Below are 26,107 nucleotides of genomic sequence, written 5' to 3' on the forward strand. Positions count from 1 at the left end.
TGCGCGAAGCGCCTTGCGGCGCCGCACGCCCACTGCAAAAAAATACCGAATCCCTGGAGAAGACAATGCGTAAATCCTGGCTCGCGGCCACGATCCTTGCCGCCTGCGCGGTCGCCGCGCCCCTGGCCGCCTCGGCCCAGACTCCCCTGAAGATGGCCTATGCCCTGTCCACCTCGTCGCACTACGGCGCCGGCGCCGACGCCCTGGCCAAGTCGATCGAGGCGTCCAGCAACGGCAAGTACAAGGTACAGCAATTCGCCAACAGCGCGCTGGGCGGTGAACGCGAAGTAATCGAAGGCCTGCAGATCGGCACCATCGACCTGGCCATCGTCTCGACCGGCGCCACCCTGAACTTCGTGCCCGAGACCGGCGTCTTCGACATCCCCTTCCTGCTGCGCGACCTGCAACACGCGCGCAACGTGCTGGACAGCAAGATCGGACAGGATATGCTGGCAAAGTTCCCCAGCCGCGGCATCATCGCGCTGGCCTGGGGCGAGCAGGGCTTCCGCCACTTGACCAACAACGTGCGCCCGGTCAAGACGCCGGCCGACGCCAAGGGCCTGAAGATCCGCACCACGGAAAACCCGATCCACATCACCGCCTTCCGCCAGATCGGCATCCTGCCGACCCCGATGGCCTGGCCGGAAGTGGCCACCGCCCTGCAGCAGGGCACCATCGACGGCCAGGAAAACCCGCTGTCGGTCATCACCTCGGCCAAGCTGTCGCAGATGCAGAAGTACCTGGCGCTGACCGGCCACGTCTACGGCCCGGCGCTGGTGCTGATGTCGTCCAACGTCTATGACGGCCTGTCGGCCGACGACAAGGCCAAGTTCGACAAGGCCGGCAAGGAATCGGCCCTGGCCATGCGCGCCTACGTCGACAACATCGAGAAGACCGGCGTCGAGCAGCTCAAGAAGGAAGGCATGCAGGTCTCCGAAGTCGACCGCGCCGCCTTCGCCGCCGCCGTCGAGCCGGCCTACCCCGAGTACTACAAGAAGTTCAACAAGAAGCTGATCGAGTCGATCCGCGACACCAAGTAAGCGCAAGGCCGGCACGGCCACCGGCGGCGGGCGGAAGCGGTTTCCGCCCGCCGCCCTGCCCTCGCGCGTCCTGTTCTCCGCCCCTGGAAATCCTCATGCGTCTGCTCTGCGCCTTCGACCGCGTCCTGTTCAAACTGGTGTCGGTCATCGCCCAACTCCTGCTGGTGGCCGCCGCGGCCGCCGCCTTCTACCAGGTCATCGCCCGCTTCGTGCTGCATTCGCCCGCCGACTGGAGCGAGGTGCTGACCCGCGCCCTGCTGATCTGGACGGTGCTGCTGGGCGTGGCCCTGGCCTTCCGCCACGGCGCCATGATCAGCGTCGAACTGCTGCGCAACCTGCTGGGCGGCATGCGCCGCCGCATCCTGGAAGCCGTCATCGGCCTGGTCTGCGCCGGCTTTCTCGGCTTCATCGCCTGGATCGGCGGCCAGATGACCTACCGCGTGCGTTTCCAGAACGTGCCCAGCCTGGACATCTCGATTTCCTGGATCTACCTGGCGATCCCGGTGGGCGCGACGCTCGCCGCCATCGCCGTGCTGGCGCGCTGGTGCGCCGGCGAAGAAGAAGACGTCCCCGTGCGCAACGACGCGCAAGGTTGAGCCCCCGCCCCGAATCCAAGCAGCCGATATCGCCATGTCCCAATTAATGATTGTCTCGATGCTGATTTTCTTCGGGCTGTCCGTGCCGGTCGCCGTGTCGATCGGGCTGGCCAGCCTGGCGGGGGTCGGCGCCGCCAACCTGCCCTGGCTGGTGGTGGCCCAGCAGTTGTTCGCCGCGCTGGACAAGTACCCGCTGGTCGCCATTCCGTTCTTCATCCTGGCCGGCAACCTGATGGAAGCCGGCGGCATCTCAGAACGCATGGTGGAGTTCGCCAAGAGCGTGGTCGGCGGCATCCAGGGCGGTCTGGCCTGCACCTGCGTGCTGACTTGCATGATCTTCGCCGCGGTCGCCGGCTCCAGCGTCGCCACCACCTTCGCGGTGGGCGCCATCCTGATCCCGGCCATGATCCGCCACGGCTATCCCGCGCCCTTCGCCGCGTCATTGCAGGCCAGCGCGGCCGAGCTGGGCGTGATCATCCCGCCGTCGATCCCGATGATCCTGTTCGCGGTGTCCACCGACACCTCCACCGGCGAGCTGTTCATCGCCGGCGTGATGCCCGGCATCCTGATCGGCGTGGCGCTCATGTTCTACGTCTGGTTCTACGCCAAGCGCAACAACCTGGGCAAGCGCGACGGCGAAGGCCGCCTGCCGCTGTGGCCGGCCTTCAAGCGCGCCTGGCTGGCGCTGATGATGCCGGTCATCATCCTGGGCGGCATCTACGGCGGCGTCTTCACCCCGACCGAGGCCTCGGTGGTGGCGGTGATGTACGCGGTGGTGGTGGGCAAGTTCGTCTACCGCCGCCTGAGCTTCAAGCAACTGTCGGACACGCTGCACAAGTCGGTGGTGTCGACGGCCGTGATCATGTTCGTGATCGCCAACGCCGGCGTCTTCAGCTTCCTGCTGAACCGCGCCGGCATCCCCGACGCGCTGGGCGTGTGGCTGGCGCAGCTGTTCGACACCCAGTTCTCGTTCCTGATGGGCGTGAACCTGGCGCTGTTCGTGATCGGCATGTTCATCGAGACCTCGGCCTCGATCGTGGTGCTGGCCCCGCTGCTGCTGCCGGTGGCGCTGAAGTTCGGGGTGGACCCGGTGCACTTCGGCATCATCATGGTGGTCAACCTGGCCCTGGGCATGATCACGCCGCCGTTCGGGGTGAATCTTTTTGCCGCTTGCGCGGTGGCCAAGTTGCCGCTGGAGCGGTTGATCAAGCCGTTGATCCCGTTCGTGGGGGTGGTGATCGTTTGCCTGATGGTGATCACGTATTGGCCCGGACTGTCGCTCGGGCTGCGCGATCTGGTCTACGCGAAGTAGCGCGCCTGCCCGCCGCCGCAGGGGTCGCCCCTGCCGGCGGCTGGGGCGCAGGCGCGCCGCCCCGCGCGGCACGCGGGTAGGAGCCGCCCCGCCCCTGGCCGCAGGGGCGCGCTGTCACAAGCCTGAAAGACAAAGCGCCCGGTTCGGGCGCTTTGTGGTTTCGGCTTGGCTAGATTTCGCGTTCTTCCGTCTTGAGGTGGTTGTCGCGGGCGAAATCCACCACGAACTTGTACGCCAGCGGTTCGAGATCGCGCAAGCGCAGGTCGACCACGATGCCGCGCACGCCGTCGATCACGACGGGGAGCACGTAGGGCGAGTAGGTGAGGTGGTTACCCGCACAGCCGGCGGGCCGGAACTGTGCCATTACGCCGGCGAGCCGCTCCGCCCAGTCGCTGGGGCGAAATCGGCTACCGCTTTCGGTAACGCCATGAATTACGAATTGTCTGACGCGAGTTGCCATGGATTCTTCACTACGGGACGCCCTTCACTGGGCCGGATCTTCGGCGTGATCAAACATGCGCCCCGCGCCGCGAATTGTATATGATTGATCCTTTGCCCTGTCCCGAAAGGCGCTTCGCCCAGGGAAAAATGCCCAGGAGGACCCGTCATGACCTCGCCTCTGGCCAATATCTACGCCCGGTTGCCGGTCGCGTTCACGCACGGCCAGGGTGTCTGGCTGTGGGACGCGCAGGGCCGCAAGTACCTGGACGCGCTGGCGGGCATCGGCGTCTCCTGTCTGGGCCATGCCCATCCCCGGCTGGTCGCCGCCATCGGCGAGCAGGCCGCCCGCGTCATCCACACCTCCAACATCTACGAAATCCCGCAGCAGACTGAGCTGGCCACGCGCCTGGCGGCGCTGTCCGGCATGCGCGACGTGGTCTTCAACAACAGCGGCTCCGAGGCCAACGAGGCCGCCATCAAGCTGGCGCGCTACTACGCCTACCGGCACGGCAACACCCACGCCCACATCATCACCATGGATTCGTCCTGGCACGGGCGCACGCTGGCCACGCTGGCGGCCACCGGCAGCGACAAGGCGCGCAAGGGCTTCGAGCCCCTGCCCTCGGGCTTCATCCAGGTGCCGTACAACGACGCCGCCGCGATCCGCGCCGCCGGCGACGCCGAGCCGCGCGTCGCCGCCGTGCTGCTCGAAGCCCTGCAAGGCGAAGGCGGCATCCGTCCCTCTGACGCCGCCTTCCTGCAAGAGGTGCGGCAGCTCTGCACCGAGCGCGGCTGGCTGCTGATGATCGACGAGGTTCAGTCGGGCATCGGCCGCACCGGCAAGTGGTTCGCCCACCAGTGGGCCGACATCGTGCCGGACGTCATGACCCTGGCCAAGGGCCTGGCCGGCGGCGTGCCGATCGGCGCGATGCTGGCCGCCGGCCCCGCCGCGGGCATCTTCACCCCCGGCAGCCATGGCACCACCTTCGGCGGCGGCCCGCTGGTCTGCGCGGCCGGCCTGGCGGTGCTGGACGCGCTGGAATCGGAAAACCTGCTGGACAACGCCCACACCGTGGGCGGCCACCTGCAGGCGCGGCTGGCGGCCGAGCTGGCCGGCGCGCCGGGCGTGGTCGAGGTGCGCGGACGCGGCCTGATGCTGGGCATCGAGCTGAACCGTCCCTGTGGCGTGCTGGCGCTGCGGGCCCTGGAAGCGGGCCTGCTGATCAACGTCACCCGCGACCGCGTCATCCGCCTGCTGCCGCCGCTGGTCCTGTCGCGCGCCGAAGCCGACCAGATTGTCGACATCCTGGTGCCGCTGATTCGACAGTTCCAGGCCGAACATCCATAATCAACCTCCCGCCCGGGCCACGAGCCCGTCCGGGCCCAATGACCTGCGACATCACCATGACTCCTCCCACGACTCAAAACGGCCCCTTGCGGCACTTTCTGCAGTTCAAGGACTTCTCGTCCGCCGAGATCGCCTACGTGCTGGACCGCGCGCGGCTGATCAAGGAAAAATTCAAGCGCTACGAACCCCACATGCCGCTGCACGACCGCACGCTGGCGATGGTGTTCGAAAAGGCCAGCACCCGCACCCGCGTCTCGTTCGAGGCCGGCATGTACCAGATGGGCGGCTCGGTCATCAACCTGACCTCCAATGATTCCCAGCTGGGCCGCTCCGAGCCCATCGAGGACACCGCGCGCGTCATCTCGCGCATGGTCGACATCGTCATGATCCGCACGTTCGAGCAGACCCGCATCGAGCGCTTCGCCTCGCACTCGCGCGTGCCGGTGATCAACGGCCTGACCAACGAATTCCACCCGTGCCAGATCCTGGCCGACATCTTCACCTACATCGAGCACCGCGGCCCCATCGCCGGCAAGACGGTCGCCTGGGTCGGTGACGCCAACAACATGGCCTACACCTGGCTGCACGCCGCCGAGATGCTGGGCTTCACGCTGCACGTGTCGACCCCGGCCGGCTACGAGCTCGAAGCCGCCCGCATCGGCACGCCGTCCGACAAGGTGCTGCGCCAGTTCAAGGACCCGATGCAGGCCTGCCAGGGCGCGCACCTGGTCACCACCGACGTCTGGACCAGCATGGGCTACGAGGCCGAGAACGAAGAACGCCGCGCCGCCTTCGCCGACTGGTGCGTCGACGCCGAGATGATGGCTGCCGCCGATCCCCAGGCCGTGTTCATGCACTGCCTGCCCGCCCACCGCGGCGAGGAAGTCACCGGCGAAGTCATCGACGGCCCGCAGAGCGTGGTCTGGGACGAAGCCGAGAACCGCCTGCACGTGCAGAAGGCGCTGATGGAGTTCCTGCTGCTGGGCCAGCTCAAGTAAGCGGCGCGCCCATGGAAAAAGCAGCCCCGCGGGGCTGCTTTTTTTGTGTCCGTCGCAGGCGGACGCGTCGGGCGGACCTGCCTGGCGGACGTATCAGGCAGACCTCTCTCGCGGACGATCAAGCTCAAGGCTTGAGCGACTTTTCCCAGCGCACGATGGCATCGGCCACCGCCTGCGGCGCTTCCGGCACCAGCGCGTGGCCGGCGCCCGGAATCACCACCACCGACACGCGCTCGCCGAATTCGTCGCGGATCTCGTTGCGGGTCGATTCGGGCTTGAACAGGTCGGCGCCCGCCTGCAGGTCCAGCAGCGGCTTGCTGCCGCCCGACCACCAGTCCGACTGGCGCGTGGCCTTGCCGGCCAGGCGCTGGCTCTCGCTGACCTCGGGATACCAGCCGTTGAGCCAGACGCTCGCGTCGTGGCCCGGCGCGAAGAACGCATGCTGGATCGACTTCAGGCGCTCGGCGTCGGGCAGCGACAGGTCGGCGCTGCGATCGACGTGCTCGCTCAGGCCGGCGGGGTACTTCTTGGCCGCGGCCGCCACGATCACCACGCCGCGCACCAGGTCGGGGTGGTCCACGCCCGTGGTGCGCGCCACCCAGTTGCCGAACGCGTGCCCGATCATCACCACCGGCTGCCTGGCGACATCGCGGATCACCGCCGCCATGTCGTTGCCCAGGTCGTGCAGGGTGATGCCCTTCATCGGCCCGCTGCTGCCGCCGATGCCGCGCGGCTCGGGCCGCAGCACGCGGTAGCCGGCCTGCGCCAGGCGCGCCGCCAGGTCATCGAAATCCTCCTGGCCGCGGCCGCGCGACGGCAGCAGCACCAGGGCCGGGCCCTGGCCCTGCACCAGCACCTCGATGCGGGCGCCGTTGCCCGGCAGCACCGTGACCCGTTCGACCTTGTCGGCCGGCGCCGCGGCGGCCGAAGCCGGCGCGGCCTGCGCCGTCATCGCCACACCCAGGGCGCTCAACGCCGCGCACAACACCGCCTTCGCCCATCGCTTGCTCATCGCTGTCTCCCCGTTCTTCCTGGTTCAAAGAATCTTCTGGAACATGGTGCGGCGCGTGTTGCGGAACGACGGCCGCACCCGGCTGCTCCAGTCGGTGGCGCGCACCGCCAGCCACGGCGGGCTGCCGAAGGTCTCGCGCGTCTCCAGGTCGTAGCAGGCCAGGTAGCGCGGGCCCTGGTCGCGGCACTCGTAGCGTTGCGCGCGCACGGTGCCGGGCACCGAGGCCAGGCCCGGCAGGTGTTCCTGGTCGTACCAGGCGTTCAGGTCGGCCTCGGCCTCGGGCAGCACGTCGGTCTCGACGATGTAGTGCCAGGGCGCATCCAGGCCGGCCGAGGCGCCGGCCAGGTCCAGGGTCAGGTGCAGCACGCGCGCCTGCGCCCCCGGAAACAGTTCCGCCAGGCGCGCCTGAACCTCCGGCTGGCCGCCGGCATCGCCGTCGACATACACGTAGGTGTCCTCTTCCTCGACCGCGGCGAAGGCGCGCAGCCGCACGCCGTCCAGGCCCTCGGTCAGGCGTTGCGCCATATCGGCCGCGCGCGCCGCGTCGAAACGCTCGCCCAGCGACACCAGCAATACCGTCTTGTCCATACGAAGCTCCTTTCAGTGCCCGACGCGCAACGCCACCAGGAAGCGCGACACCATGTTGTAGGCCGCCACCGTCGCGGTCAGCTCGACCAGTTCCTGGTCGTTGTAGCGCGAACGCAGCGGCGCGAACAGCGCGTCCGGCACCTCGATGTCGCGGGTCATGGCGTCGGTCAGGGCCAGCACGTCGGCCTCGCCCGCCTCCAGCCCCTGCACCGCGTCCGCGCGCGGGCCGCCGCGCAACTGCTCGACCACCGCCGGCGGCATGCCCGCGGCCAGCGCGTGCGGCACGTGCGCGTCGAACTCGTAGGGCGCGTTGTTCAACGTCGCCACGCGCAGGATGATCAGTTCGCGCACCCGCGGCGATAGCGACGTGTTCAGGCGGATCGCGGTCAGCATCGCTTCCCAGCCCTGCACCACGGCGGGACTGTTCAGCAGCACCTGGTACAGCGGCGAGATGCGGCCGCGCGCGGCCGCGATGCGCGCTTCCATTTCGGCCAGGGCCGGGCGCGTGCCCGGCACGACCGGCGAGACTCGGCAGTCGCTCATGCTCACTCCGGACGGATGTTCTTGCGCTGGATCAGCGAGCCCCACTTGTCGCGGTCGGCGGCGATCAGCGCCGCCAGTTCCTGCGGCGAGCTGGGCGCGGCCTGGGCGCCGAACTTCTCGAGCTTGGCGCGCACCGCCTCGTTGCCCAGCGCGGCGCGCAGGGCCTGGTTCAGTTTCTCGACCGTGGCCGGCGGCGTGGCGGCCGGCGCGACGATGCCGTACCAGTTGTTCGATTCGACGCCCGGGATGCCCTGCTCGGCCAGCGTCTTGACGTCCGGCAGCAGCGGATGGCGCGTCGGCGCGGCGATGCCCAGCGCCTTGAGCTTGCCGCTCTGGATGTGGCCGATCAGGCCCGGCACGTCGCCGAAGAAGCCATTGACCTGGTTGCCCAGCACGTCGTTGATGACTGGCGCGGCGCCCTTGTACGGCACGTGCAGCACCTTGGCCTTGCTGGCGTCGGCGAACATTTCCAGCGTCAGGTGCGGGATGCTGCCGATGCCCGACGAACCGATCGCCACGGACTGCGACGCCGCCAGCGAGCGCTTGACGAAGTCGGCCGCGTCGGTGGCCGGGTTGGCCGGGTTCACCACGAACACGGTGGCGTTGTTGACCACGCGCGACACCGGCGCGAAGTCGCGCACCGGGTCGTACGGCAGGTCCTTGTACAGCGCCGGGCTGATGGATACCGCGCCGACGCTGGTCAGGAACAGCACCGAGCCGTCGGCCGGCGCCTTGGCCACGTAGGCCGCGGCGATGTTGCCGTTGGCGCCCGCCTTGTTCTCGACGATGACCGACTGCTTGAGCTCCTTGCCCAGCTGCTCGGCCAGCACCCGGCCGACCAGGTCCACCGGGCCGCCCGGCGGGAAAGCGATGATCAGGCGCACCGGACCGTCGGCATGCGCCGCGGGCGCCAGGCTGGCCAGGCCCAGCAGGCCGGCGAATACGATTTTCTTGAACATGGATTGTCTCCTCGGGATGTCGTATCTTCTTGTTGCCCGGTATCGGGCGATGGCGCGGCTACAGGAAGCCGTAGAGACGCGCCGGGTTGTCCACCAGGACCTGCCGGCGCGTTTCCGCGTCCGGGCAGGCCAGGAAAAAAGCGTCGGCCAGTTCGCCGTCGTCGGGCATGTCGCCCGCGACGTTCGGATGCGGCCAGTCGGTGCCCCACAGCGTGCGCTCGGGCAGCGCATCCACCAGGGCGCGCACGAACGGGATGCCTTCGGCAAAGGGGCGCTTGCCCGAGGCGATGCGGTCGATGCCGGAAACCTTGACCCAGGCCTGCGGCACCCGCTCCAGTTCCAGCAACGCGCGAAACGCCGGCGCGTCCAGCCCGTCCGCCGCCTTGATGCGGCCCATGTGGTCGACCACGAACGGCACCGGCAGCGCCCGCAGGCGCGGCAGCAGCTCGGGCAGCATGGCGCCGTCCAGGTGCACGCAGACATGCCAGCCCAGCGGCGCGATCAGGCCGATGACGTGGTCGAACACCGCGGGGTCGGGCGCGCCGCCCAGGTGCGGCACGAAGTTGAAACGCGCCCCGCGCACGCCGCCGTCATGCAGACGCCGCACGCTGGCGGCGGTGGCATCCGCCCCCAGCAGCGCCACGCCGCGGTAGCGGCAATGGCTTTGCGCCAACGCGTCGAGCAGGGCGGCATGGTCGTTGCCATGGCAGTTGGCCTGCACCACCACGGCGCGCTGCACGCCCAGGTGCGCATGCAGCGCCGCCATCTTGGCGTAGGGCGCGTCGGGCGGCGTATAGGAACGGCCCTCGGCATAGGGAAACTGTTGCGCCGGACCGAACACGTGGCAATGCGTGTCGCAGGCCCCGGCCGGCAGCGCATGGCGGGGACGGGAGGGCGTGGCAAGCGGAGGACGGCAATCGGGCACGGCGGGATCCAGCGGGGAAAACGCCATGCTCGCGGATTGCGCCCCGCTTAACAATGCTATATCTTTGATTTCAGATATAGAAAATATAGATATCCGAGCGGACACCGCGCCGCCCGCCTTCCCATGGACCTCAAGCAGATCGAATACTTCGTGCGCGTCGCCGAGCGGCGCAGCTTCTCGCGCGCCGCCGAAATGCTCGACGTGGCCCAGCCCACGCTGAGCCGCCAGGTACGGCTGCTGGAGCTGGAACTGGGCCAGCACCTGCTCTATCGCAATGGCCGCGGCGCCGAGCCGACCGAGGCCGGCCTGCGCTTCCTGGAACACGCGCGCGCGCTGCTGGCGCTGGCCGACCGCGCCAAGCAGGACCTGCAGACCCTGCGCGAGACGCCGACGGGCAAGGTCGTGGTGGGCCTGCCGCCGCGCATCGCCCGGGTGCTGACCCCGCCGCTGGTGCAGGCCTTCCGGCGCCGCTTTCCCGACGCGTCGATCGCCGTGGCCGAAGGCCTGAGCGCACAGATGCGCGAATGGCTGCTGGCCGGCCGGGTCGACCTGGCGCTGCTGTACGACCCCGCGCCGTCGCCGCAACTGGGCTACGAATCGCTGTTCCGCGAAGACCTGGTGCTGGTGGCCGCCGCCGACCACCAGCCGCCCCTGCCCGCCCGCGTGGCCGTGGCCGGCCTGGGCGCCTATCCGCTGGTGCTGCCCAGCCTGCCCAACGCCATCCGCACCCTGGTCGAGAGCATCTGCCGCGCGCAGGGCGTGCGGCTGCAGGTCGCCGCCGAGGTGGACGCGGTGCAGACCATCGTGGAACTGGCGGCCCAGGGCGACGCCTATGCCATCCTGCCGCGCTCGGCCGCGCGCGGGCCGGCGGCCGAACATGCGCTGTCGCTCAGCGACATCGTGTCGCCGCGGATCACCAACAACCTGGTGCTGGCCAGCGCCCGCCATCGCCCCGCCACCCGGCTGGCCGCGGCCACCGGCGACCTGATCCGCCAGCTGAACCTGGCCGCGCTGTTCGCGCCGGCCGCCGTCGCGCGCTGATCGCCGCCGGCCAAACACTCGCGGCGGCCGCGCTACCCGGCCGCCGTGCCGACACTGAACGCCACCCGCGTCACCCCGCCGCCGCTGGCGGCCGATACCGTGCCGCCATGCATGACCGCCACCGCCTTGACGATAGCCAGGCCCAGGCCATGGCTGTGCTCTACGCCGTCGCCGCCGCGCGCGGCGTCGACCCGGTAGAAACGCTGGAACAGGTGCGGCAGGTGCTCCGGCGCGATCGGCGGGCCGGGGTTGCTGACGGCCACCTCCAGCAGCCCGTCGCGCCGCACGATGTCCACCGTGATCTCGGCGCCGGCCGATGAATACTGGATGGCGTTCTGCAGCAGGTTGGTCACCGCCCGCCGGAACAGCGCCGTATCGATCAGCGCCACCGCGTCCCGCTCGCCCTGGATGCGCACGCGCATGCCGGCCTCGTCCAGCAGGAACTCGAAGAACTCCACCGTCTTGCCGACCTCGTCGGCCAGCACCGCGTGGATGCGCCCGGTGGCGGCCTCGCCCTGGTCGGCGCGCGCCAGGAACAGCATGTCGTTGACCATGGCGCGCAGCCGATCCAGCTCTTCGAGGTTCGATTGCAGCACCTCGCGCAGCTCGCCCGAGCCGCGCGGCCGCGACAGCGCCACCTGGGTCTGGCCGATCAGGTTGGTGAGCGGCGTGCGCAGTTCGTGCGCGACGTCGGCGTTGAAGTCCTCGAGCTGGTTGTAGGCGCCCTCCAGCCGCGCCAGTGCGCCGTTGAAGGACGTGGCCAGGTCTTCCAGCTCGACCGGCAGCGCCGCCATGCTCAGGCGCTGCGACAGCGCGCTGGGGCGCAGCGCCCGGGCCTCGGCCGACAGCCGGTTGAGCGGCCGCAGGCCCAGCCGCGCCACCCAGAAGCCCAGCAGGCCCACCAGCAGGATGGCGGTCAGCGACAGCCCGGCCATGGCCCACAGGAAGTAGCGCAGCGTATGCGCATACGGCGCCGAATCCATGCCGACGATCAGGCGCACCCGCGGCCGCTGCTGGAAGGCCTCGACGGTCACGGTGATGGTCAGCAGTTCGTTCTCGCGGTCCGGCAGCGTGATCGTGCCGAAGCCATCGGCATGGCGCTCGAGCCGGTCGACGTCGGCCAGGCCCTTGCCGTATTCATAGGCCGGATCATCCGACAGCACCCAGAAGCGCAGGCTGCCGTCGGCCGGCGTCAGCGTATCGAGCTTGGCCTTGAAGCGGCCCCAGCGCTCGGGATCGCCGCTGCGCGTGAGCGAATAGCTGACCTCGTGCGCCGTGGTGCGCAGGGCGTCCTGCTGGATACGGTCGAGCTGGCGGTCCAGCACCCCGTACAGCGCCACCCCGGTCAGCGCGAAGGTGGCCGCCGCCGCCACCGCGAACATCACCACCAGCCGGGACTTGAGCGAGGATTTCATTCCGCCGGCTCGTCGTCGCGCAATTCCAGCACGTAGCCCATGCCGCGGATGGTGTGCAGCAGCTTGCGGTCGAACGGCGCGTCGACCTTGCCGCGCAGCCGCTTGATCGCCACCTCGACCACGTTGACGTTGCTGTCGAAGTTCATGTCCCAGACCAGTTCGGCGATCGCCGTCTTGGACAGGATCTCGCCCTGGCGCCGCGCCAGGACCGCCAGCAGCGCGAATTCCTTGGCGGTCAGGTCCAGCCGGACGCCGGCGCGCCACGCCTTGCGGCTGATCAGGTCGATCTGCAGGTCGCCGATGCGCAACTGCACCGGCTCCTGGGCGCGGCCGCGCCGGGTCAGCGCCTGCAGCCGCGCCAGCAGTTCCAGGAACGAGAACGGCTTGACCAGGTAGTCGTCGGCGCCGTCGTGCAGGCCGCGGATGCGGTCCTCGACGCCGTCGCGCGCGGTCAGCATGATGACCGGCGTCTGGCGCACGCTGCGCAAGGACCGCAGCACCGCGAAGCCGTCCATGCCCGGCAGCATCGCGTCCAGCACGATCACGTCGTAATCATGCTCCAGCGCCAGGTGCTGGCCGTCGATGCCATTATGGGCGACATCCACCGCGCAGCCCTGCTCACCCAGGCCCTTGCGCAGGTAATCCGCCGTCTTCAGTTCATCTTCGACTATCAGGATTTTCATGGCAGCCCCGCCAGGGCATGTCGACGATCAAGGAAGCCTATTTTGACTCAACTCCGGGCTGCACAGGCGCCCCCGCCTTGCGGGCGGCGCGCTCCTGTTTCTTGCGCATGTACCAGAAGTGCGCCCGGTCCAGGTACAGGTACACCACCGGCGTCGTGAACAGCGTCAGGGCCTGCGACACGATCAGCCCGCCCACCATCGCATAGCCCAGCGGCCGGCGCAACTCCGAGCCCTGGCCATGGCTCAGCATCAGCGGCAGGCCGCTGAGCAGCGCGCACATAGTCGTCATCATGATCGGCCGGAAGCGCAGCACGCAGGCCTGGTAGATCGCCTCCGACGGCGACATGCCGTGCTCGCGCTCGGCCGTCAGCGCGAAGTCGATCATCATGATGCCGTTCTTCTTGACGATGCCGATCAGCAGGATGATGCCGATCAGCGCGATCACGCTCAGGTCGTAGCCGCCCACCATCAGGATCAGCAGCGCCCCCACCCCGGCCGACGGCAGCGTCGACAGGATCGTCAGCGGATGGATGTAGCTCTCGTACAGCAGGCCCAGCACGATGTACACCGCGATCAGCGCGGCGGCGATCAGGTAAGGCTGGGTCGACAGCGAATCGCCGAAGGCCTTGGCCGTGCCCTGGAACGCCCCCGTCAGGCTGGCCGGCGCCCCCATCTGCGCCTGGGCCTGCTGGATCGCCTGCACCGCCTGCCCGAGCGACGCCCCCGGCGCCAGGTTGAACGAAATCGTCACCGCCGGGAACTGGCCCTGGTGGCTGATCGACAGGTAGGCGGTCTTGTTGGTGTCGAGCTTGATGAAGGTCGACAGCGGCACCTGCTGGCCGGTCAGCGGCGAGGTCAGGTAGAGCTTGGAGAACAGGTCCGGGTCCTGCTGCAGCTTGGGCGTCACCTCCAGCACCACGTGGTAGCTGTTGATCTGGGTGAAGTACTGCGCCACCTGGCGCTGGCCGATGGCATCGTAGATGGTGGCGTCGATCAGCGCCGGCGAAATGCCGAACGACGAGGCGCGGGCGCGGTCGATGGTGATGGACGCGGTCGCCGCCGCGTTCTGCTGGTCGGACGCCAGGTCGGTCAGCATCGGCAGCTCGCGGAACTTGGCCAGCAGGCGCGGCGCCCACACGTTCAGCTCGTCCAGGTTCGAATCGGTCAGCGTGTACTGGTACTGGGTGCGCGACAGCCGCCCGCCGACGTTGATGTCCTGACCCGCCTGCATGAACAGCGTCACCCCTTCCAGCTTGGCCAGCTGCGGCCGCAGCCGCGCGATGACCTCGTCGGCCGAGGCCGTGCGGCCCTCGTCCTTCGGCTTCAGGCCGATGTAGAAGTTGCCGGTGTTGTAGGTGCTTTGGCTGCCGTTGAAACCGAAGCTGGCGATGTCCGGATCCTGCCGGATCACGTCGGCCATCTGGATCATGCGCTGGTTCATCAGCGAGAACGACGAATCCTGGGCCGATTCGGCGAAGCCGAAGATGAAACCGGTATCCTGTTGCGGGAAAAACCCCTTCGGGATCATCACGAACAGCGCCACCGTGCATGCCACCGTCGCCAGGAACGAGCACAGCGTGGCGAACGGATGCCGCAGCACCAGCTTCAGGCCGCGCTCATAGCCATGCAGCATGGCATCGAAGCCGCGCTCGAACAGCAGGTACAGGCGGCCGTGGCGGTCGCCGTGGTGGTTCTTCAGGTAGCGCGAGCACAGCATCGGCGTCAGCGTCAGCGACACCAGCACCGACACCACGATGGTCAGCGTCACCGTCACCGCGAACTCGCGGAACAGCCGGCCGACGATGCCGCCCATCAGCAGCAGCGGAATGAACACCGCCACCAGCGACACCGAGATCGAGACGATGGTGAAGCCGATCTCGCCCGCGCCCTTGTAGGCCGCCTCCATCGGCGACATGCCCGCCTCGACGTGGCGGTAGATGTTCTCCAGCATCACGATGGCGTCGTCCACCACGAAGCCCACCGCGATCGTCAGCGCCATCAGCGACAGGTTGTCCAGGCTGAACCCGACCACGTACATGATGGCGGCCGTGCCCATCAGCGCCAGCGGCACCGTCACGCACGGAATCAGCGTCGCCGCCACGTTGCGCAGGAACAGGAAGATCACCAGCACCACCAGGATGATGGTCAGCGTCAGTGTGAACTCCACGTCCTGCACCGAGGCGCGGATGGTCTGGGTGCGGTCGATGATGGTGTTCACGTGCACCGACGGCGGAATCGACGCCTCCAGCCGCGGCAGCGCCGCGCGGATCCGGTCCACCGTGTCGATCACGTTGGCGCCCGGCTGCTTGCTGATCTGCAGCACGATCGAGCGGCCGTTGGTGATGGTGTTGTCTGGCGGCGAGGCCGGCCCGGCATAGGCCCAGCCGGCCAGCTTGGTGTTCTCCGGCCCGTCCACCGCCACGCCCACGTCGCGCACCCGGATCGGCGCGCCGTTGCGGTACGCCAGCACCATGTCGTTCCATTGCGCCGCCGACAGCAGCTGGTCGTTGGTGTAGGTGGTGAAGCTCTGGCGCGGCCCGTCGATCGTGCCCTTGGGCTGGTTGACGGTGGTGGTGGCGATGACGCCGCGGATGTCCTCCAGGCTCAGGCCCAGCGCCGCCAGCTTGCCCGGGTCCACCTGGATGCGCACGGCCGGCTTCTGCTGGCCGCCGATGTTGACGAGCCCCACGCCCGAGATCTGCGAGATCTGCTGCGCCAGGATGTTGTCGGCGTAGTCATTGACCTGGATCAGCGGCAGCGTGTCCGACTGCACCGCCATCACCATGATCGGCGCGTCGGCCGGATTGACCTTGCGGAAGGTTGGCGGGTTCGGCAGGTTGTTCGGCAGCTGGCCGGTGGCGGCGTTGATCGCGGCCTGCACGTCCACCGCCGCCGAGTCGATGCTGCGGTTCAGGTCGAACTGCAGCGTGATCTGGGTCAGGCCGATGGCGCTGACCGAGGTCATCTGCGACAGGCCGGCGATCAGCGAGAACTGCCGCTCCAGCGGCTGCGCCACGTTGGACGCCATGGTCTCGGGACTGCCGCCGGGCAGGCTGGCCTGCACCTGGATGGTGGGAAAGTCGACCTGCGGCAACGGCGCCACCGGCAGCAGCGGCCAGGCCGCGATGCCGACCAGCAGGATCGCCAGCGCCAGCAGCGAGGTGCCGATGGGACGCTTGATGAAATTCGCTGAAATGCTCACTGGCTGCCTCCCGCCGCCGCGGCCAGCTCACGCACCTTGCTGCCGGGCTTGAGCTTGTACTGGCCGTCCACCACCACGCGCTGGCCGGCGTCCAGTCCCTGCTGGATCACGGCCAGGCCGTCCTGCATGCGTTCCACCCTGACCGGCCGCGGCTGCGCCACGCCGGCGCCGTCCACCACGTACACGAAGGTATCCGCCTGGCCGCGCTGGACCGCGGCCGCCGGCACCGTCACCACGCTTTCATGCGGGTCCAGCACCAGCCGCGCATTGACATACTGCCCGGGCCAGAGGCGATGGCGCGGATTGTCGAAGCGGCCCTTGAGCTGCACCGTGCCGGTGGTGGTGTCGATCTGGTTGTTCAGCAGCACCAGCTGGCCCTGCTCCAGCGGCTCGTTGCCACCGCGCGCATAGGCCACCACGGTCAGCGCCTGGCCCTTGTCCATGGCCGCGTTGATCGCCGGCACCGACTCTTCCGGCAGCGAGAACAGCACCGTGATCGGATCGATCTGGTTGATCACCACCAGGCCGTTGGCGTCGGCCGCGTGCACGATGTTGCCCGGGTCCACCAGCCGCGCCCCCACCCGACCGGAAATCGGCGCGACGATGCGGGTGTAGTCCAGCTGCACCCTGGCGTAGCTGATCTGGGCGTCGTCGGTCTGCGTCGCCGCCTCCAGCTGCGCCACCAGCGCGCGCTGCGTGTCCAGCGTCTGCTGGGTGGCGGCGTCCTCGCGCTGCAGGCGGGTGTAGCGCTGCAGGTCCAGCCGCGCGTTGACCAGCGTGGCCTGGTCCTTGGCGCGCTGCGCCTGGGCCTGGGCCAGTTGCGCCTGCAGGGCGCGCGGGTCGATGTTGGCCAGCACCTGGCCGGCCTTCACGTCCTGGCCCTCGACGAAGCCGACGCTGTCGAGCTGGCCGTCGATGCGCGCCTTGACCGTGACCGTCGCCGCCGAGGTCACCGTGCCGACGCCGTTCAGATAGCGCGGCACGTCCTGGCGCTGCGCCAGCGCGGTCGCCACCGGCACGGCCGGCGCTGGCGCCGGCGCCGCCTCGCGGCCGCCGCGCAGCCACCACCATGCGGCCAGGCCGCAGGCCGCCAGCGCCAGCACCAGCAGCGCCGCCTTGCGGCCGCCCGCGCCCGGATGGGAAATCGTCACTGCCTTGTCCATGGACTTACTCATTCTCGGTAGGGGATTTGCGCGCGGCCGGCGCCGCGCCGGCCACCGCCAGCGCCTGGGCATCCGGCGTATCCAGGGCGGACGCGTTCCAGCCGCCGCCCACGGCCTTGATCAGCGCCACGCTGGCCACCATCTGGCGGCCGCGCAACTGCACGGCATTGCGTTCATTCGACAGCGTCAGGGCCTGCGCCGTGGCCACGGCCAGGAAGGTGGTGGTGCCGGCGCGGTACTGCGCCAGCGCCAGCTGCTCGCTCAGCCGCGAGGCCGCCACCGCCTGGTCCTGCGCCCGCGCTTCGTCGTCCAGCACCCGCAGCGTGGACAGGTTGTCCTCCACCTCCTGGAACGCGCCCAGCACCGTCTGCTTGTACTGCGCGGCGCGGGCGTCGAACGCCGCCACCGCCTGCGCGTCGCGCGCCCGCCGCAGGCCGCCGTCGAAAATCGTCCCGGCCAGCGCCGCCCCCAGCGACCAGACCCGGCCCGGCGCGTTGAACCACTGTGCGAAGCTGGCCGCGCCGAAGCCGCCTGCGGCCGACAGCACCAGCGACGGAAAGTAGGCGGCGCGCGCCACGCCGATGGCGGCATTGGCCGAGGCCACCTGGCGTTCGGCCGCCGCGATGTCCGGACGCCGCTCCAGCAGGTCGGATGGCAGCCCGGTCGGCACCGCGGGCACGCGGAACATCCAGGGTTGGTCCGCCGCCAGCGGCGCCAGGCTGAACTGCGCCGGCGCCCGCCCGGTCAGGATGGCGATGGCGTGTTCGAGCTGGTTGCGCGAGGTATCCAGATCGATCGCCTGGGCCTGCGCGGTCCTGAGCTGGGCCTCGGCCTGGGCCACGTCCGACCGCAGCGCCACGCCCGCGTCGTACTGGCTCTGGGTCAACTTGAGCGTGCGTTGATAGGCCTGCAGGGTGCGGGCATACAGGTCCTTTTCCCGGTCCACCGCGCGCAATTGCAGGTAATCCTGCGCCAGCGCCGCCTGGATGCTGAGGCGGGCCGCCGCCAGGCTGGCCTCGCTGGCCTGGGTCGACGCGTCGCTGGACTCGACCTGGCGGCGCACCGCGCCCCACAGGTCCGGCTCCCACGACACGTCGATCGCGGCCGCGTAGCTGTTGGAGACCGCGATCCCCGCGCTGCCCTTGGCCCGCGCGCGCTGCGCCGACACATTGGCGCCGACCGTGGGCCAGAACCCGGCGCGGGCCGCGTCGGCCGCCGCGCGCGCCTGGCGGTATTGCGCCTGGGCCTGCTGGATGGTCTGGTTGGCGCCGTTGGCGGCCACGATCAGGCCATTCAGGGTCGGATCACCATAGGCCTCCCACCACGGCTGCGAACCGTCGATCACGCCCGGCTGCGCCGTCTTCCAGGGCCCCGCCTCTTTGTAACCGGAGGGCAGATCCATGGCCGGCCGCTGGTAATCGGGCCCGACGGCACAGCCGGCCAGGCCGGCCACCGCCACCAGCCCCGCCGCCCACCGCGACGCCCTGCGCTTGCCTGTGTTCATTTTTCGGAGCCGCCCGCGCGGCTGACAGTCTGTACGGCTCCCACTGTAGAAAGCCCTGCGGGACCGCACGCTGTCCGCTCCCTGACAATTCGGACAGGTTGGCCACGGCCCCCCGCTGGGCCCGCCGCGTCAATATGGCGACCGCTCCTCCCCGCGCGCCCGCCCCGTAGCCCTGCCCGGCCCGGCCGCCCGCACCGCCGCCGGCTTTCCGCCCCGCCGCCCCAACCCCGGCAGCCACCCGGCCCAAAAGAGTTAAAATGGCCGCCAGATTTCTTGTTTGGCGGCTCGTTGCTGTCAAAGTCCCGTTGGCGTCTCACCTCAAACAATGACCACTATCCTCCCGAACCTTCCCACCGGCCAGAAGGTCGGCATCGCCTTTTCCGGCGGCCTCGACACCAGCGCCGCGCTGCTCTGGATGCGCAACAACGGCGCCATCCCCTACGCCTACACCGCGAACCTGGGCCAGCCCGACGAATCCGACTACGACGAGATCCCGCGCAAGGCCCTGGCCTACGGCGCCGAGAACGCCCGCCTGATCGACTGCCGCGCGCAGCTCGTGGCCGAAGGCATCGCCGCCCTGCAGGCCGGCGCGTTCCACATCTCGACCGCCGGCATCACCTACTTCAACACCACGCCCATCGGTCGCGCCGTCACCGGCACCATGCTCGTGGCCGCCATGAAGGAAGACAACGTCAACATCTGGGGCGACGGCAGCACCTTCAAGGGCAACGACATCGAGCGCTTCTACCGCTACGGCCTGCTGACCAACCCGGACCTGAAGATCTACAAGCCCTGGCTCGACCAGCAGTTCATCGACCAGCTCGGCGGCCGCTCGGAAATGTCCGAGTACATGCGCCAGGCCGGCTTCGACTACAAGATGTCCGCGGAAAAGGCCTACTCCACCGACTCCAACCTGCTCGGCGCCACCCACGAAGCCAAGGACCTGGAACACCTGAACTCCGGCATCCGCATCGTCAAGCCCATCATGGGCGTGGCGTTCTGGCGTGACGACGTCGCCGTCAAGGCCGAGGAAGTCACCGTCCGCTTCGAGGAAGGCCAGCCGGTCGCCCTGAACGGCGTGGAATACAGCGACCCGGTCGAACTGATGCTCGAAGCCAACCGCATCGGCGGCCGCCACGGCCTGGGCATGAGCGACCAGATCGAAAACCGCATCATCGAAGCCAAGAGCCGCGGCATCTACGAAGCCCCGGGCCTGGCCCTGCTGTTCATCGCCTACGAACGCCTGGTCACCGGCATCCACAACGAAGACACCATCGAGCAGTACCGCGAAAGCGGCCGCAAGCTCGGCCGCCTGCTGTACCAGGGCCGCTGGTTCGACCCGCAAGCCATCATGCTGCGCGAAACCGCCCAGCGCTGGGTCGCCCGCGCCATCACCGGCGAAGTCACCATCGAACTGCGCCGCGGCAACGACTACTCGCTGCTCAACACCGAATCGCCCAACCTGACCTACGCGCCCGAGCGCCTGTCGATGGAAAAGGTCGAGAACGCCCCCTTCACCCCCGCCGACCGCATCGGCCAGCTGACCATGCGCAACCTCGACATCGTCGACACCCGCGCCAAGCTGTTCACCTACACGCAAACCGGCCTGCTCTCCGCCTCCGGCACCTCGCTGCCGCAACTGAAGGACGAGGCCAAGAAGAAGTAATTCTTCCCGCCCAACAAAAAGCCCCTCGCACACCGAGGGGCTTTTTTTTGCGCATGACCCACAAGATACTCGTCCCCGCCAACAAACTGTAGGCAAGCACGCCAAGAAAACCACCCGCCCCAGCAGCCGCCAAGTTACCAGCTCGAGCCCGGTGGCGGGGCGCTGCGGGGTGCGCGGGGCGTGTAGATGCGCCCGACGGAATCCGAAGGCAGCCGCCGCAGGCGGCAACGAGGATGAGGATGGGGCAGTCCGGAGCGAAGGCTCCGGACCGCAATCGTAGCCCCGCGCACCCCGTAGCGCCCCGCCGCCGGGCGTCTCAAGAACTCAAACAACAACCGCCCCAGGCCAACAAAGGCCTACAACTCCACCTGCATCCCCATCTCCACCACCCGATTCGCCGGAATCTTGAAAAACTTCGTACTCCGCGTCGAATTACGCGCCATGAACGAAAACACCGCCCGCCGCCAGCGCCACAGCGCCGGCTTCCTGGCCGCCACCACCGTCTGCCGCGACAGGAAGTAAGACGTCCGCATCGGCTCCAGATCCAGCTCCGGATACGCCTCGGCCACCAGCCGCAGCGCCTCCGGCACATCCGGATCTTCCTTGAAGCCGTAATTGATCGTCGCCGCCCAGCTCGACGCGCTCATCTTGGTCACAGAGAAGCGCTCCTCCGCCGACACGTATGGCACGTCGGCCACCCGGATCGTCAGGAACAGCACGTGGTCATGCAGCACCTTGTTGTGCTTGAGGTTATGCAGCAGCGCCGGCGGCACATTGCCCGAATTCATCGTCATGAAGATCGCCGTGCCCGGCACCCGCGACGGCGGATAGGCCTCGAGCTGCTCCATGAATTCCTTGAGTGGCTGGCGATCACGCTGCTGCATGTCCGACAGCAGCCGGCGGCCGCGGCGCCACGTCATCATCAGCGTGAACACCACGATCGCCACCACCAGCGGCAGCCAGCCGCCCTCGTGGATCTTGAACACATTGGCCGAGAACAGCAGCACGTCGAACAGCAGCAGCAGGCCCAGCACCACGAACCACAGCATGCGCTTGGCGCCCGTGGTGCCGCGTGGCAGCACAGCGAACGCCAGCACCGACGTCGTCAGCATCGTCCCCGTCACCGCGAAGCCATAGGCCGCCGCCAGGTTGTCGGAGTTGCGGAACAACAGCACCAGCACCAGCACCGCGCACAGCAGCAGCGCGTTGACCTGCGGCAGGTAGATCTGGCCCTTCTCCACCGCCGAGGTGTGCAGGATCTGCATGCGCGGCCAGAAGCCCAGCTGCACCGCCTGGCGCGTCACCGAGTAGGCGCCCGAGATCACCGCCTGCGAGGCCACGATGGTGGCCACCGTCGCCAGCGCCACCAGCGGCGCCAGGCCCCACTCCGGCGCCATCATGAAGAACGGATTGCGGATCGCGCTGGGGTCACGCAGCAGCAGCGCGCCCTGGCCGAAATAGCACAGCGTCAATGCCGGCAGCACCATGCTGAACCAGGCGCTGCGGATCGCCGGCCGGCCGAAGTGGCCCATGTCGGCGTACAGCGCCTCGGCGCCGGTCAGCGCCAGCACCACCGCGCCCAGCAGCACGAAACTGATCCACGGGAACTCGACGATGAACCGCAGGCCCCACATCGGATTGAGCGCGGCCAGCACCTCGGGCGTCTGCCAGATCTGCCAGCCGCCCAGCGCCGCCAGCGTGCCGAACCACAGCAGCATCACCGGCCCGAACAGCTTGCCCATGGCGCCCGTGCCATGCGACTGGATCGCGAACAGCCCCACCAGCACCACCAGCGCCAGCGGCACCACCCACGCATCCAGCGTGTGCGAGACGATGCCGATCCCTTCCAGCGCCGACAGCACCGAAATCGCCGGCGTGATCATGCTGTCGCCATAGAACAGCGCCGCGCCGAAGATGCCCAGCACGATCAGGATCCAGCGCAGCTTGCCGTCGCGGTTGCGCACCGCCAGCTCCAGCAGCGCCAGCGTGCCGCCCTCGCCACGGTTGTCGGCACGCAGGATCAGCGTCACATACTTCAGCGACACCACCACCATCAACATCCAGAACAGGATGGACAGCACGCCCAGCAGGTGGGCCGGCTCCAGGTCGGTGTGCACGCTCAGCCCCGTCAGGCAGGCCCGCAGCGTGTACAGGGGGCTGGTGCCGATGTCGCCGTACACCACGCCCAGCGCCCCCAGGACGAGGGCGGCGCGCGAGGACGGCACGTGGCCGGCAGGAGCCGCGCCGGTAGTCGAAGAAGGTACGCTGACCGAGCCCTGGCTCATGATGTGGGTTCTTGCCGAGTGAGTTGCGCCCCCTTGCGGGGGCCGGGGAACACGACGGAAAGCCGCGTTCCGGAAAAATCGGGGCGGCTGGTGAGCTTCCACCAGGCGCCATGCGCGTGCGCGATCTCGCGCACTATCGCCAGTCCCAGGCCCGAGCCGCCGGCGGTGGCCGACGGCGAACGGTAGAACGCCTCGAACACGCGGTCGCGCTCTTCCGGGGGAATGCCCGGGCCATCATCCTCCACCGTCAGCGACGGCGGATTGGCGCCGACGATCAGGGTGATCGTGCCGGTGTCATTGCCATAGCGCAGCGCGTTGTCGATCAGGTTGCCCAGCAGTTCGGCCAGCAACAGCGGATCGGCGTCGATCCAGATCGGCGCGTCCGGCGCCACAAGGTCCAGTTCGTAGCGCGCCTCGCGTACCCGCGGGAACCACTCCGCGCCATGCGCCCGCACCCATTCGCACAGGTCGATGCGCACGAAACTGTCCTGCGGCCGGGCATTGGGGTCGGCGCGCGCCAGCACCAGCAGCTGCTGGCCCAGCCGGATCATGCGGTCGCTGACCGCCTTGATGCGCTCGGCGCGCGCCCGCACGTCGTCGGGCAAGGGCCGCGCCAGCATCAGTTCGGACTCCAGCCGCAGGCCGGACAAGGGCGTGCGCAGCTGGTGCGCGGCATGGCCGATGAAGCGGCGTTGCGCCGCCAGCGACGCGTCGAGCCGCAACAGCAGATCGTTGGTATGGGTGACGAGGGGCTCGATCTCGACCGGCACGCCCACCACTTCCAGCGGCTGCATGTCGTCGATGGAGCGCTGGCGGATTTCCTCGGACAGGTGGTTGACCGAGCGCAGGCCGGAACGCACCCCCTGCACCACCACCCAGGTGAACAGGGCGATCAGCAGCACCTGCCCCACCACCATCAGCCAGAAGAAGTCTTCCAGCATCCACAGCGACATGTCGATCTTGTGGGTGATGACCCAGGTGGCGGCCAGATCCAGCAGCACCAGCAACAGGATCGGCGGCATCAGCCGGATGACCAGATGCCGCGCGAGCGAACGTGAGGGGAGCAACGGCCGGGGGGCCTGGGGCGCGGAAGGAGTGCGTTCTGGCGTCATGACGCGGTGCCCTCGCTTAAGTGGACGTGGGGTTTGGCCGCCGCGGGCTGGCGGTGCCAGCCGGCTTCAAGCGGCCAGACGGGCCGTCAGGCCGTTTCCACATCCAGCATGTAGCCGAAGCCGCGTACCGTCTGGATGCTGGCGCCCGTGCCTTCCAGGCGCTTGCGCAGGCGGTACACATAGACTTCCACTGCGTTCTCGCTGAAATCGGCGTCCCAGGCGGACAGCGAATTGACGATCTGGCGCTTGGTGACCACGCGGCCAACGCGGGCCATCAGCATTTCCAGCACGGACAGTTCGCGCACGGACAGCGACAGGCGCTGGCCATTGGCCCGGACTTCGCGGCCGACGGTGTCGAACACCAGCGGGCCGACCTCGATCAGCGGCTGCGCCTGCCCCGCCCGGCGACGGCCAAAGGCGCGCACGCGGGCGGCCAGCTCGGGCAGTTCGAAAGGCTTGGTGACGTAGTCGTCGGCGCCGGCGTCCAGGCCGGCGACGCGGTCCTCGATGCCGTCACGGGCCGTCAGGATCAGCACCGGAACCTGGTTGCCGTCCTGCCGCAGCTGGCGCAGCACGTCCAGGCCGCTCATGCCGGGCAGATTGAGGTCGAGCAGCATCAGGTCATACGGCTGGCCTGCCAGTGCGCCCAGAACCCGGTCGCCCTCGGTCAGCCAGTCGACCGCATAACCTTGGTCGGCCAGAAATTCCTGGAGCGCGTGGCCCAGGGTGGTGTCGTCTTCGATTACCAGAACTCGCATGCCGCGATTCTAGCGCGATCCCAGAAAAAACGGGGCGCGAAATGCGCCCCGTTGTTGGGAATCGTTCAACGGGCGGACGGCGCCGGGGTGCCCGGGGCCTCTGCCGCTGCCCCGCCCGAGGGCGGCGTGGTGACGAAACCGATGCGCGTCATCCCCGAGCGGCGGGCCGAGGCCATGACCTTGGCCAGCGTCTCGTAGCGGGTGTTCTGGTCGGCGCGGATGCGGATTTCGGGTTGCGGCTTGGTGCCGGCGATCGACTTGAAGCGATTCGGCAGGTCATCGATGTTGACCGGCTTCTCGTCCCAGAACAGCGCGCCGCTGGCGTCGATGGCCAGGTCCACGGTCTTGGGTTCTTCCTCGATCTGCTCGGCGGCCACCTGGGGCATGTTGATCTTGATCGAGTGCGCCAGGAGCGGCGCCGTGATGATGAAGATCACCAGCAACACCAGCATGACGTCGATCAGCGGCACCATGTTGATCTCGGACACCGTGTGGGTGCCGGATCCTTTGCCCTCGAAGCTGCCAAAAGCCATTATTCGCTCCCGCGTTGGGCCGCGGCGCCGTTACCGTGCTGGCGGCGCAGGGCGCGCACCTTGCTGTCCGACAGCGCCACTTGCTGGCCGGTCGTCAGGAAGGCGAACAGGTCATGCGCGAAGGCGTCCAGGCGCGACAGGTAGACGCGATTGTTGCGCACGAAGGTGTTGTAGGCCAGCACCGCCGGGATGGCGACCGCCAGGCCCAGGCCGGTCATGATCAGGGCCTCGCCCACCGGACCGGCGATGCGGTTGATGGTGACGCCATCGGACAGGCCGATGCCGACCAGGGCATGGTACACGCCCCACACCGTGCCGAACAGGCCGACGAACGGCGCCGTCGAACCGACCGAGGCCAGCACCGTCAGGCCGTTTTCCAGCTTGGCGGTTTCCTCGTCGATCACCTTGCGCATGGTGCGCGTGACGAAATCGCTGTTCGAGCCCGCCTCTTCCAGCTTGGTGGCGCCGAACTTGTTGTGGTGCGCCTGGGCGTGCATGGCGTGGCTGGCCAGGTGCGAGAACGGATCGCGCGCGCCGTGCGTGGTGATCTCGTGCTCGACCTGCTCCAGCGAGCTCGCGTTCCAGAACTTGTTCAGGAAGTCGGCCGAGCGGCGGCGCATGCTGATGTTGCTGCCGACCTTGACCAGGATCAGGTACCAGGTCACCAGAGACATCAGGATCAGGATGATGAACAGCGTCTTGCCGACGAAGTCGCTCTGCGCCACGAAGTGCATGAAGCCCATGTCGGGGACGGGCGCGGGCGCCGGCGCCATCGCGGGCAGCGCGGCGGCGGCGCTGTGCAGCGCGTCCGCGGATTGCTGGACGGCGCCAGCGGCTTGCTGGGCGATGCCGCCGGCCGTGGCCGCGGCCTGCTGGGCGGCGGGCGCGGCGGCGGCGGCTGCCGGAGCCGCGGCGGCCGGCGCCGCTGCCGGGCTGGTGGCCGCCTGCGCCACCAGGGTGGCGCTATGCATTGCGTTGGACAT

At 68.8% G+C, this 26,107-nt stretch carries 23 protein-coding genes; 7 read left to right on the plus strand and 16 right to left on the minus strand.

What is annotated here, in order from left to right; translation table 11 throughout:
- Positions 1-65 precede the first annotated feature (65 nt).
- From I6I07_RS29415 to I6I07_RS29425, 3 genes are all read left to right on the plus strand, one after another.
- Positions 66-1,040: a TRAP transporter substrate-binding protein gene (locus I6I07_RS29415; protein ID WP_198484747.1), complete on the plus strand. Its 975-nt coding sequence runs from the start codon at positions 66-68 to the stop codon at positions 1,038-1,040.
- Positions 1,041-1,135: 95 nt separating this feature from the next.
- Entirely contained in the window at positions 1,136-1,636 is a 501-nt protein-coding gene (locus I6I07_RS29420) for a TRAP transporter small permease (RefSeq protein WP_054490027.1), read from the plus strand.
- Positions 1,637-1,670: 34 nt separating this feature from the next.
- Positions 1,671-2,948: a TRAP transporter large permease gene (locus tag I6I07_RS29425; protein WP_198484748.1), complete on the plus strand. Its 1,278-nt coding sequence runs from the start codon at positions 1,671-1,673 to the stop codon at positions 2,946-2,948.
- 169 nt (positions 2,949-3,117) lie between these two features.
- Here the strand turns inward: I6I07_RS29425 and I6I07_RS29430 are convergent, their stop codons facing one another.
- A complete protein-coding gene (locus I6I07_RS29430; protein ID WP_035360135.1) occupies positions 3,118-3,408 on the minus strand; it encodes a DUF3579 domain-containing protein in 291 nt (96 codons plus the stop codon).
- 147 nt (positions 3,409-3,555) lie between these two features.
- Here I6I07_RS29430 and I6I07_RS29435 point away from each other — a divergent pair, with 147 nt between their 5' ends.
- Both I6I07_RS29435 and argF read left to right on the plus strand, forming a co-directional pair.
- Positions 3,556-4,737 carry an aspartate aminotransferase family protein gene (locus tag I6I07_RS29435; RefSeq protein ID WP_198484749.1) on the plus strand — a complete coding sequence of 394 codons (1,182 nt, stop codon included), beginning with the start codon at positions 3,556-3,558 and terminating at the stop codon, positions 4,735-4,737.
- Positions 4,738-4,793: 56 nt separating this feature from the next.
- Positions 4,794-5,735, plus strand: coding sequence for an ornithine carbamoyltransferase (gene argF, locus I6I07_RS29440; RefSeq protein WP_035361325.1), 942 nt, complete (start codon positions 4,794-4,796; stop codon positions 5,733-5,735).
- 124 nt (positions 5,736-5,859) lie between these two features.
- On the opposite strand, the gene I6I07_RS29445 is transcribed toward argF, so the two are convergent.
- From I6I07_RS29445 to I6I07_RS29465, 5 genes are read right to left on the minus strand one after another with little or no spacing between them, the layout of a single operon-like run.
- Positions 5,860-6,747, minus strand: a complete 888-nt coding sequence (locus tag I6I07_RS29445) for an alpha/beta fold hydrolase (RefSeq protein ID WP_232625825.1) — start codon at positions 6,745-6,747, stop codon at positions 5,860-5,862.
- A 24-nt stretch (positions 6,748-6,771) separates the two neighbouring features.
- Positions 6,772-7,335: a DUF4286 family protein gene (locus I6I07_RS29450; protein WP_006393864.1), complete on the minus strand. Its 564-nt coding sequence runs from the start codon at positions 7,333-7,335 to the stop codon at positions 6,772-6,774.
- Positions 7,336-7,347: 12 nt separating this feature from the next.
- Positions 7,348-7,878 (minus strand): carboxymuconolactone decarboxylase family protein, encoded by a 531-nt coding sequence (locus I6I07_RS29455; RefSeq protein ID WP_198484750.1) that lies wholly within the window; start codon positions 7,876-7,878, stop codon positions 7,348-7,350.
- 2 nt (positions 7,879-7,880) lie between these two features.
- Entirely contained in the window at positions 7,881-8,837 is a 957-nt protein-coding gene (locus I6I07_RS29460; protein WP_198484751.1) for a Bug family tripartite tricarboxylate transporter substrate binding protein, read from the minus strand.
- A gap of 58 nt (positions 8,838-8,895) precedes the next feature.
- Complete coding sequence (locus I6I07_RS29465) at positions 8,896-9,762, minus strand: amidohydrolase family protein (protein WP_198487722.1); 867 nt, start codon at positions 9,760-9,762, stop codon at positions 8,896-8,898.
- 123 nt (positions 9,763-9,885) lie between these two features.
- Here I6I07_RS29465 and I6I07_RS29470 point away from each other — a divergent pair, with 123 nt between their 5' ends.
- A complete protein-coding gene (locus I6I07_RS29470; RefSeq protein WP_198484752.1) occupies positions 9,886-10,803 on the plus strand; it encodes a LysR substrate-binding domain-containing protein in 918 nt (305 codons plus the stop codon).
- Positions 10,804-10,835: 32 nt separating this feature from the next.
- Here the strand turns inward: I6I07_RS29470 and I6I07_RS29475 are convergent, their stop codons facing one another.
- From I6I07_RS29475 to I6I07_RS29495, 5 genes are read right to left on the minus strand one after another with little or no spacing between them, the layout of a single operon-like run.
- Positions 10,836-12,218, minus strand: a complete 1,383-nt coding sequence (locus I6I07_RS29475) for a heavy metal sensor histidine kinase (protein WP_198484753.1) — start codon at positions 12,216-12,218, stop codon at positions 10,836-10,838.
- The gene (locus tag I6I07_RS29480; RefSeq protein WP_054419799.1) at positions 12,215-12,901 is read right to left on the minus strand and encodes a heavy metal response regulator transcription factor; all 687 of its coding nucleotides are present in this window, start codon (positions 12,899-12,901) and stop codon (positions 12,215-12,217) included. Before I6I07_RS29480 ends, I6I07_RS29475 begins: the two co-directional genes overlap by 4 nt.
- A gap of 37 nt (positions 12,902-12,938) precedes the next feature.
- Complete coding sequence (locus tag I6I07_RS29485; protein WP_198484754.1) at positions 12,939-16,103, minus strand: efflux RND transporter permease subunit; 3,165 nt, start codon at positions 16,101-16,103, stop codon at positions 12,939-12,941.
- Entirely contained in the window at positions 16,100-17,266 is a 1,167-nt protein-coding gene (locus I6I07_RS29490) for an efflux RND transporter periplasmic adaptor subunit (protein ID WP_198484755.1), read from the minus strand. Before I6I07_RS29490 ends, I6I07_RS29485 begins: the two co-directional genes overlap by 4 nt.
- Before the next feature lie 4 nt (positions 17,267-17,270).
- Complete coding sequence (locus I6I07_RS29495; RefSeq protein WP_198484756.1) at positions 17,271-18,770, minus strand: efflux transporter outer membrane subunit; 1,500 nt, start codon at positions 18,768-18,770, stop codon at positions 17,271-17,273.
- A gap of 325 nt (positions 18,771-19,095) precedes the next feature.
- Here I6I07_RS29495 and argG point away from each other — a divergent pair, with 325 nt between their 5' ends.
- Entirely contained in the window at positions 19,096-20,436 is a 1,341-nt protein-coding gene (argG, locus tag I6I07_RS29500) for an argininosuccinate synthase (RefSeq protein ID WP_006393854.1), read from the plus strand.
- A gap of 356 nt (positions 20,437-20,792) precedes the next feature.
- Here argG and I6I07_RS29505 read toward each other — a convergent pair whose 3' ends face one another.
- The 5 genes from I6I07_RS29505 to I6I07_RS29525 form a co-directional block, all read right to left on the minus strand.
- Positions 20,793-22,721 (minus strand): potassium transporter Kup, encoded by a 1,929-nt coding sequence (locus tag I6I07_RS29505; RefSeq protein WP_198484757.1) that lies wholly within the window; start codon positions 22,719-22,721, stop codon positions 20,793-20,795.
- Positions 22,718-23,833: a sensor histidine kinase gene (locus I6I07_RS29510; RefSeq protein ID WP_232625826.1), complete on the minus strand. Its 1,116-nt coding sequence runs from the start codon at positions 23,831-23,833 to the stop codon at positions 22,718-22,720. Before I6I07_RS29510 ends, I6I07_RS29505 begins: the two co-directional genes overlap by 4 nt.
- A gap of 86 nt (positions 23,834-23,919) precedes the next feature.
- On the minus strand, positions 23,920-24,591 hold the full coding sequence (locus I6I07_RS29515; protein WP_006218435.1) for a response regulator transcription factor: 672 nt from the start codon (positions 24,589-24,591) through the stop codon (positions 23,920-23,922).
- Positions 24,592-24,656: 65 nt separating this feature from the next.
- Positions 24,657-25,124 (minus strand): ExbD/TolR family protein, encoded by a 468-nt coding sequence (locus I6I07_RS29520; RefSeq protein WP_006393851.1) that lies wholly within the window; start codon positions 25,122-25,124, stop codon positions 24,657-24,659.
- The gene (locus I6I07_RS29525) at positions 25,124-26,107 is read right to left on the minus strand and encodes a MotA/TolQ/ExbB proton channel family protein (protein ID WP_198484758.1); all 984 of its coding nucleotides are present in this window, start codon (positions 26,105-26,107) and stop codon (positions 25,124-25,126) included. Before I6I07_RS29525 ends, I6I07_RS29520 begins: the two co-directional genes overlap by 1 nt.

Origin of the sequence: Achromobacter deleyi, assembly GCF_016127315.1 — a bacterium.
In the GTDB taxonomy this organism is placed as follows: Bacteria; Pseudomonadota; Gammaproteobacteria; order Burkholderiales; family Burkholderiaceae_B; genus Achromobacter; species Achromobacter insuavis_A.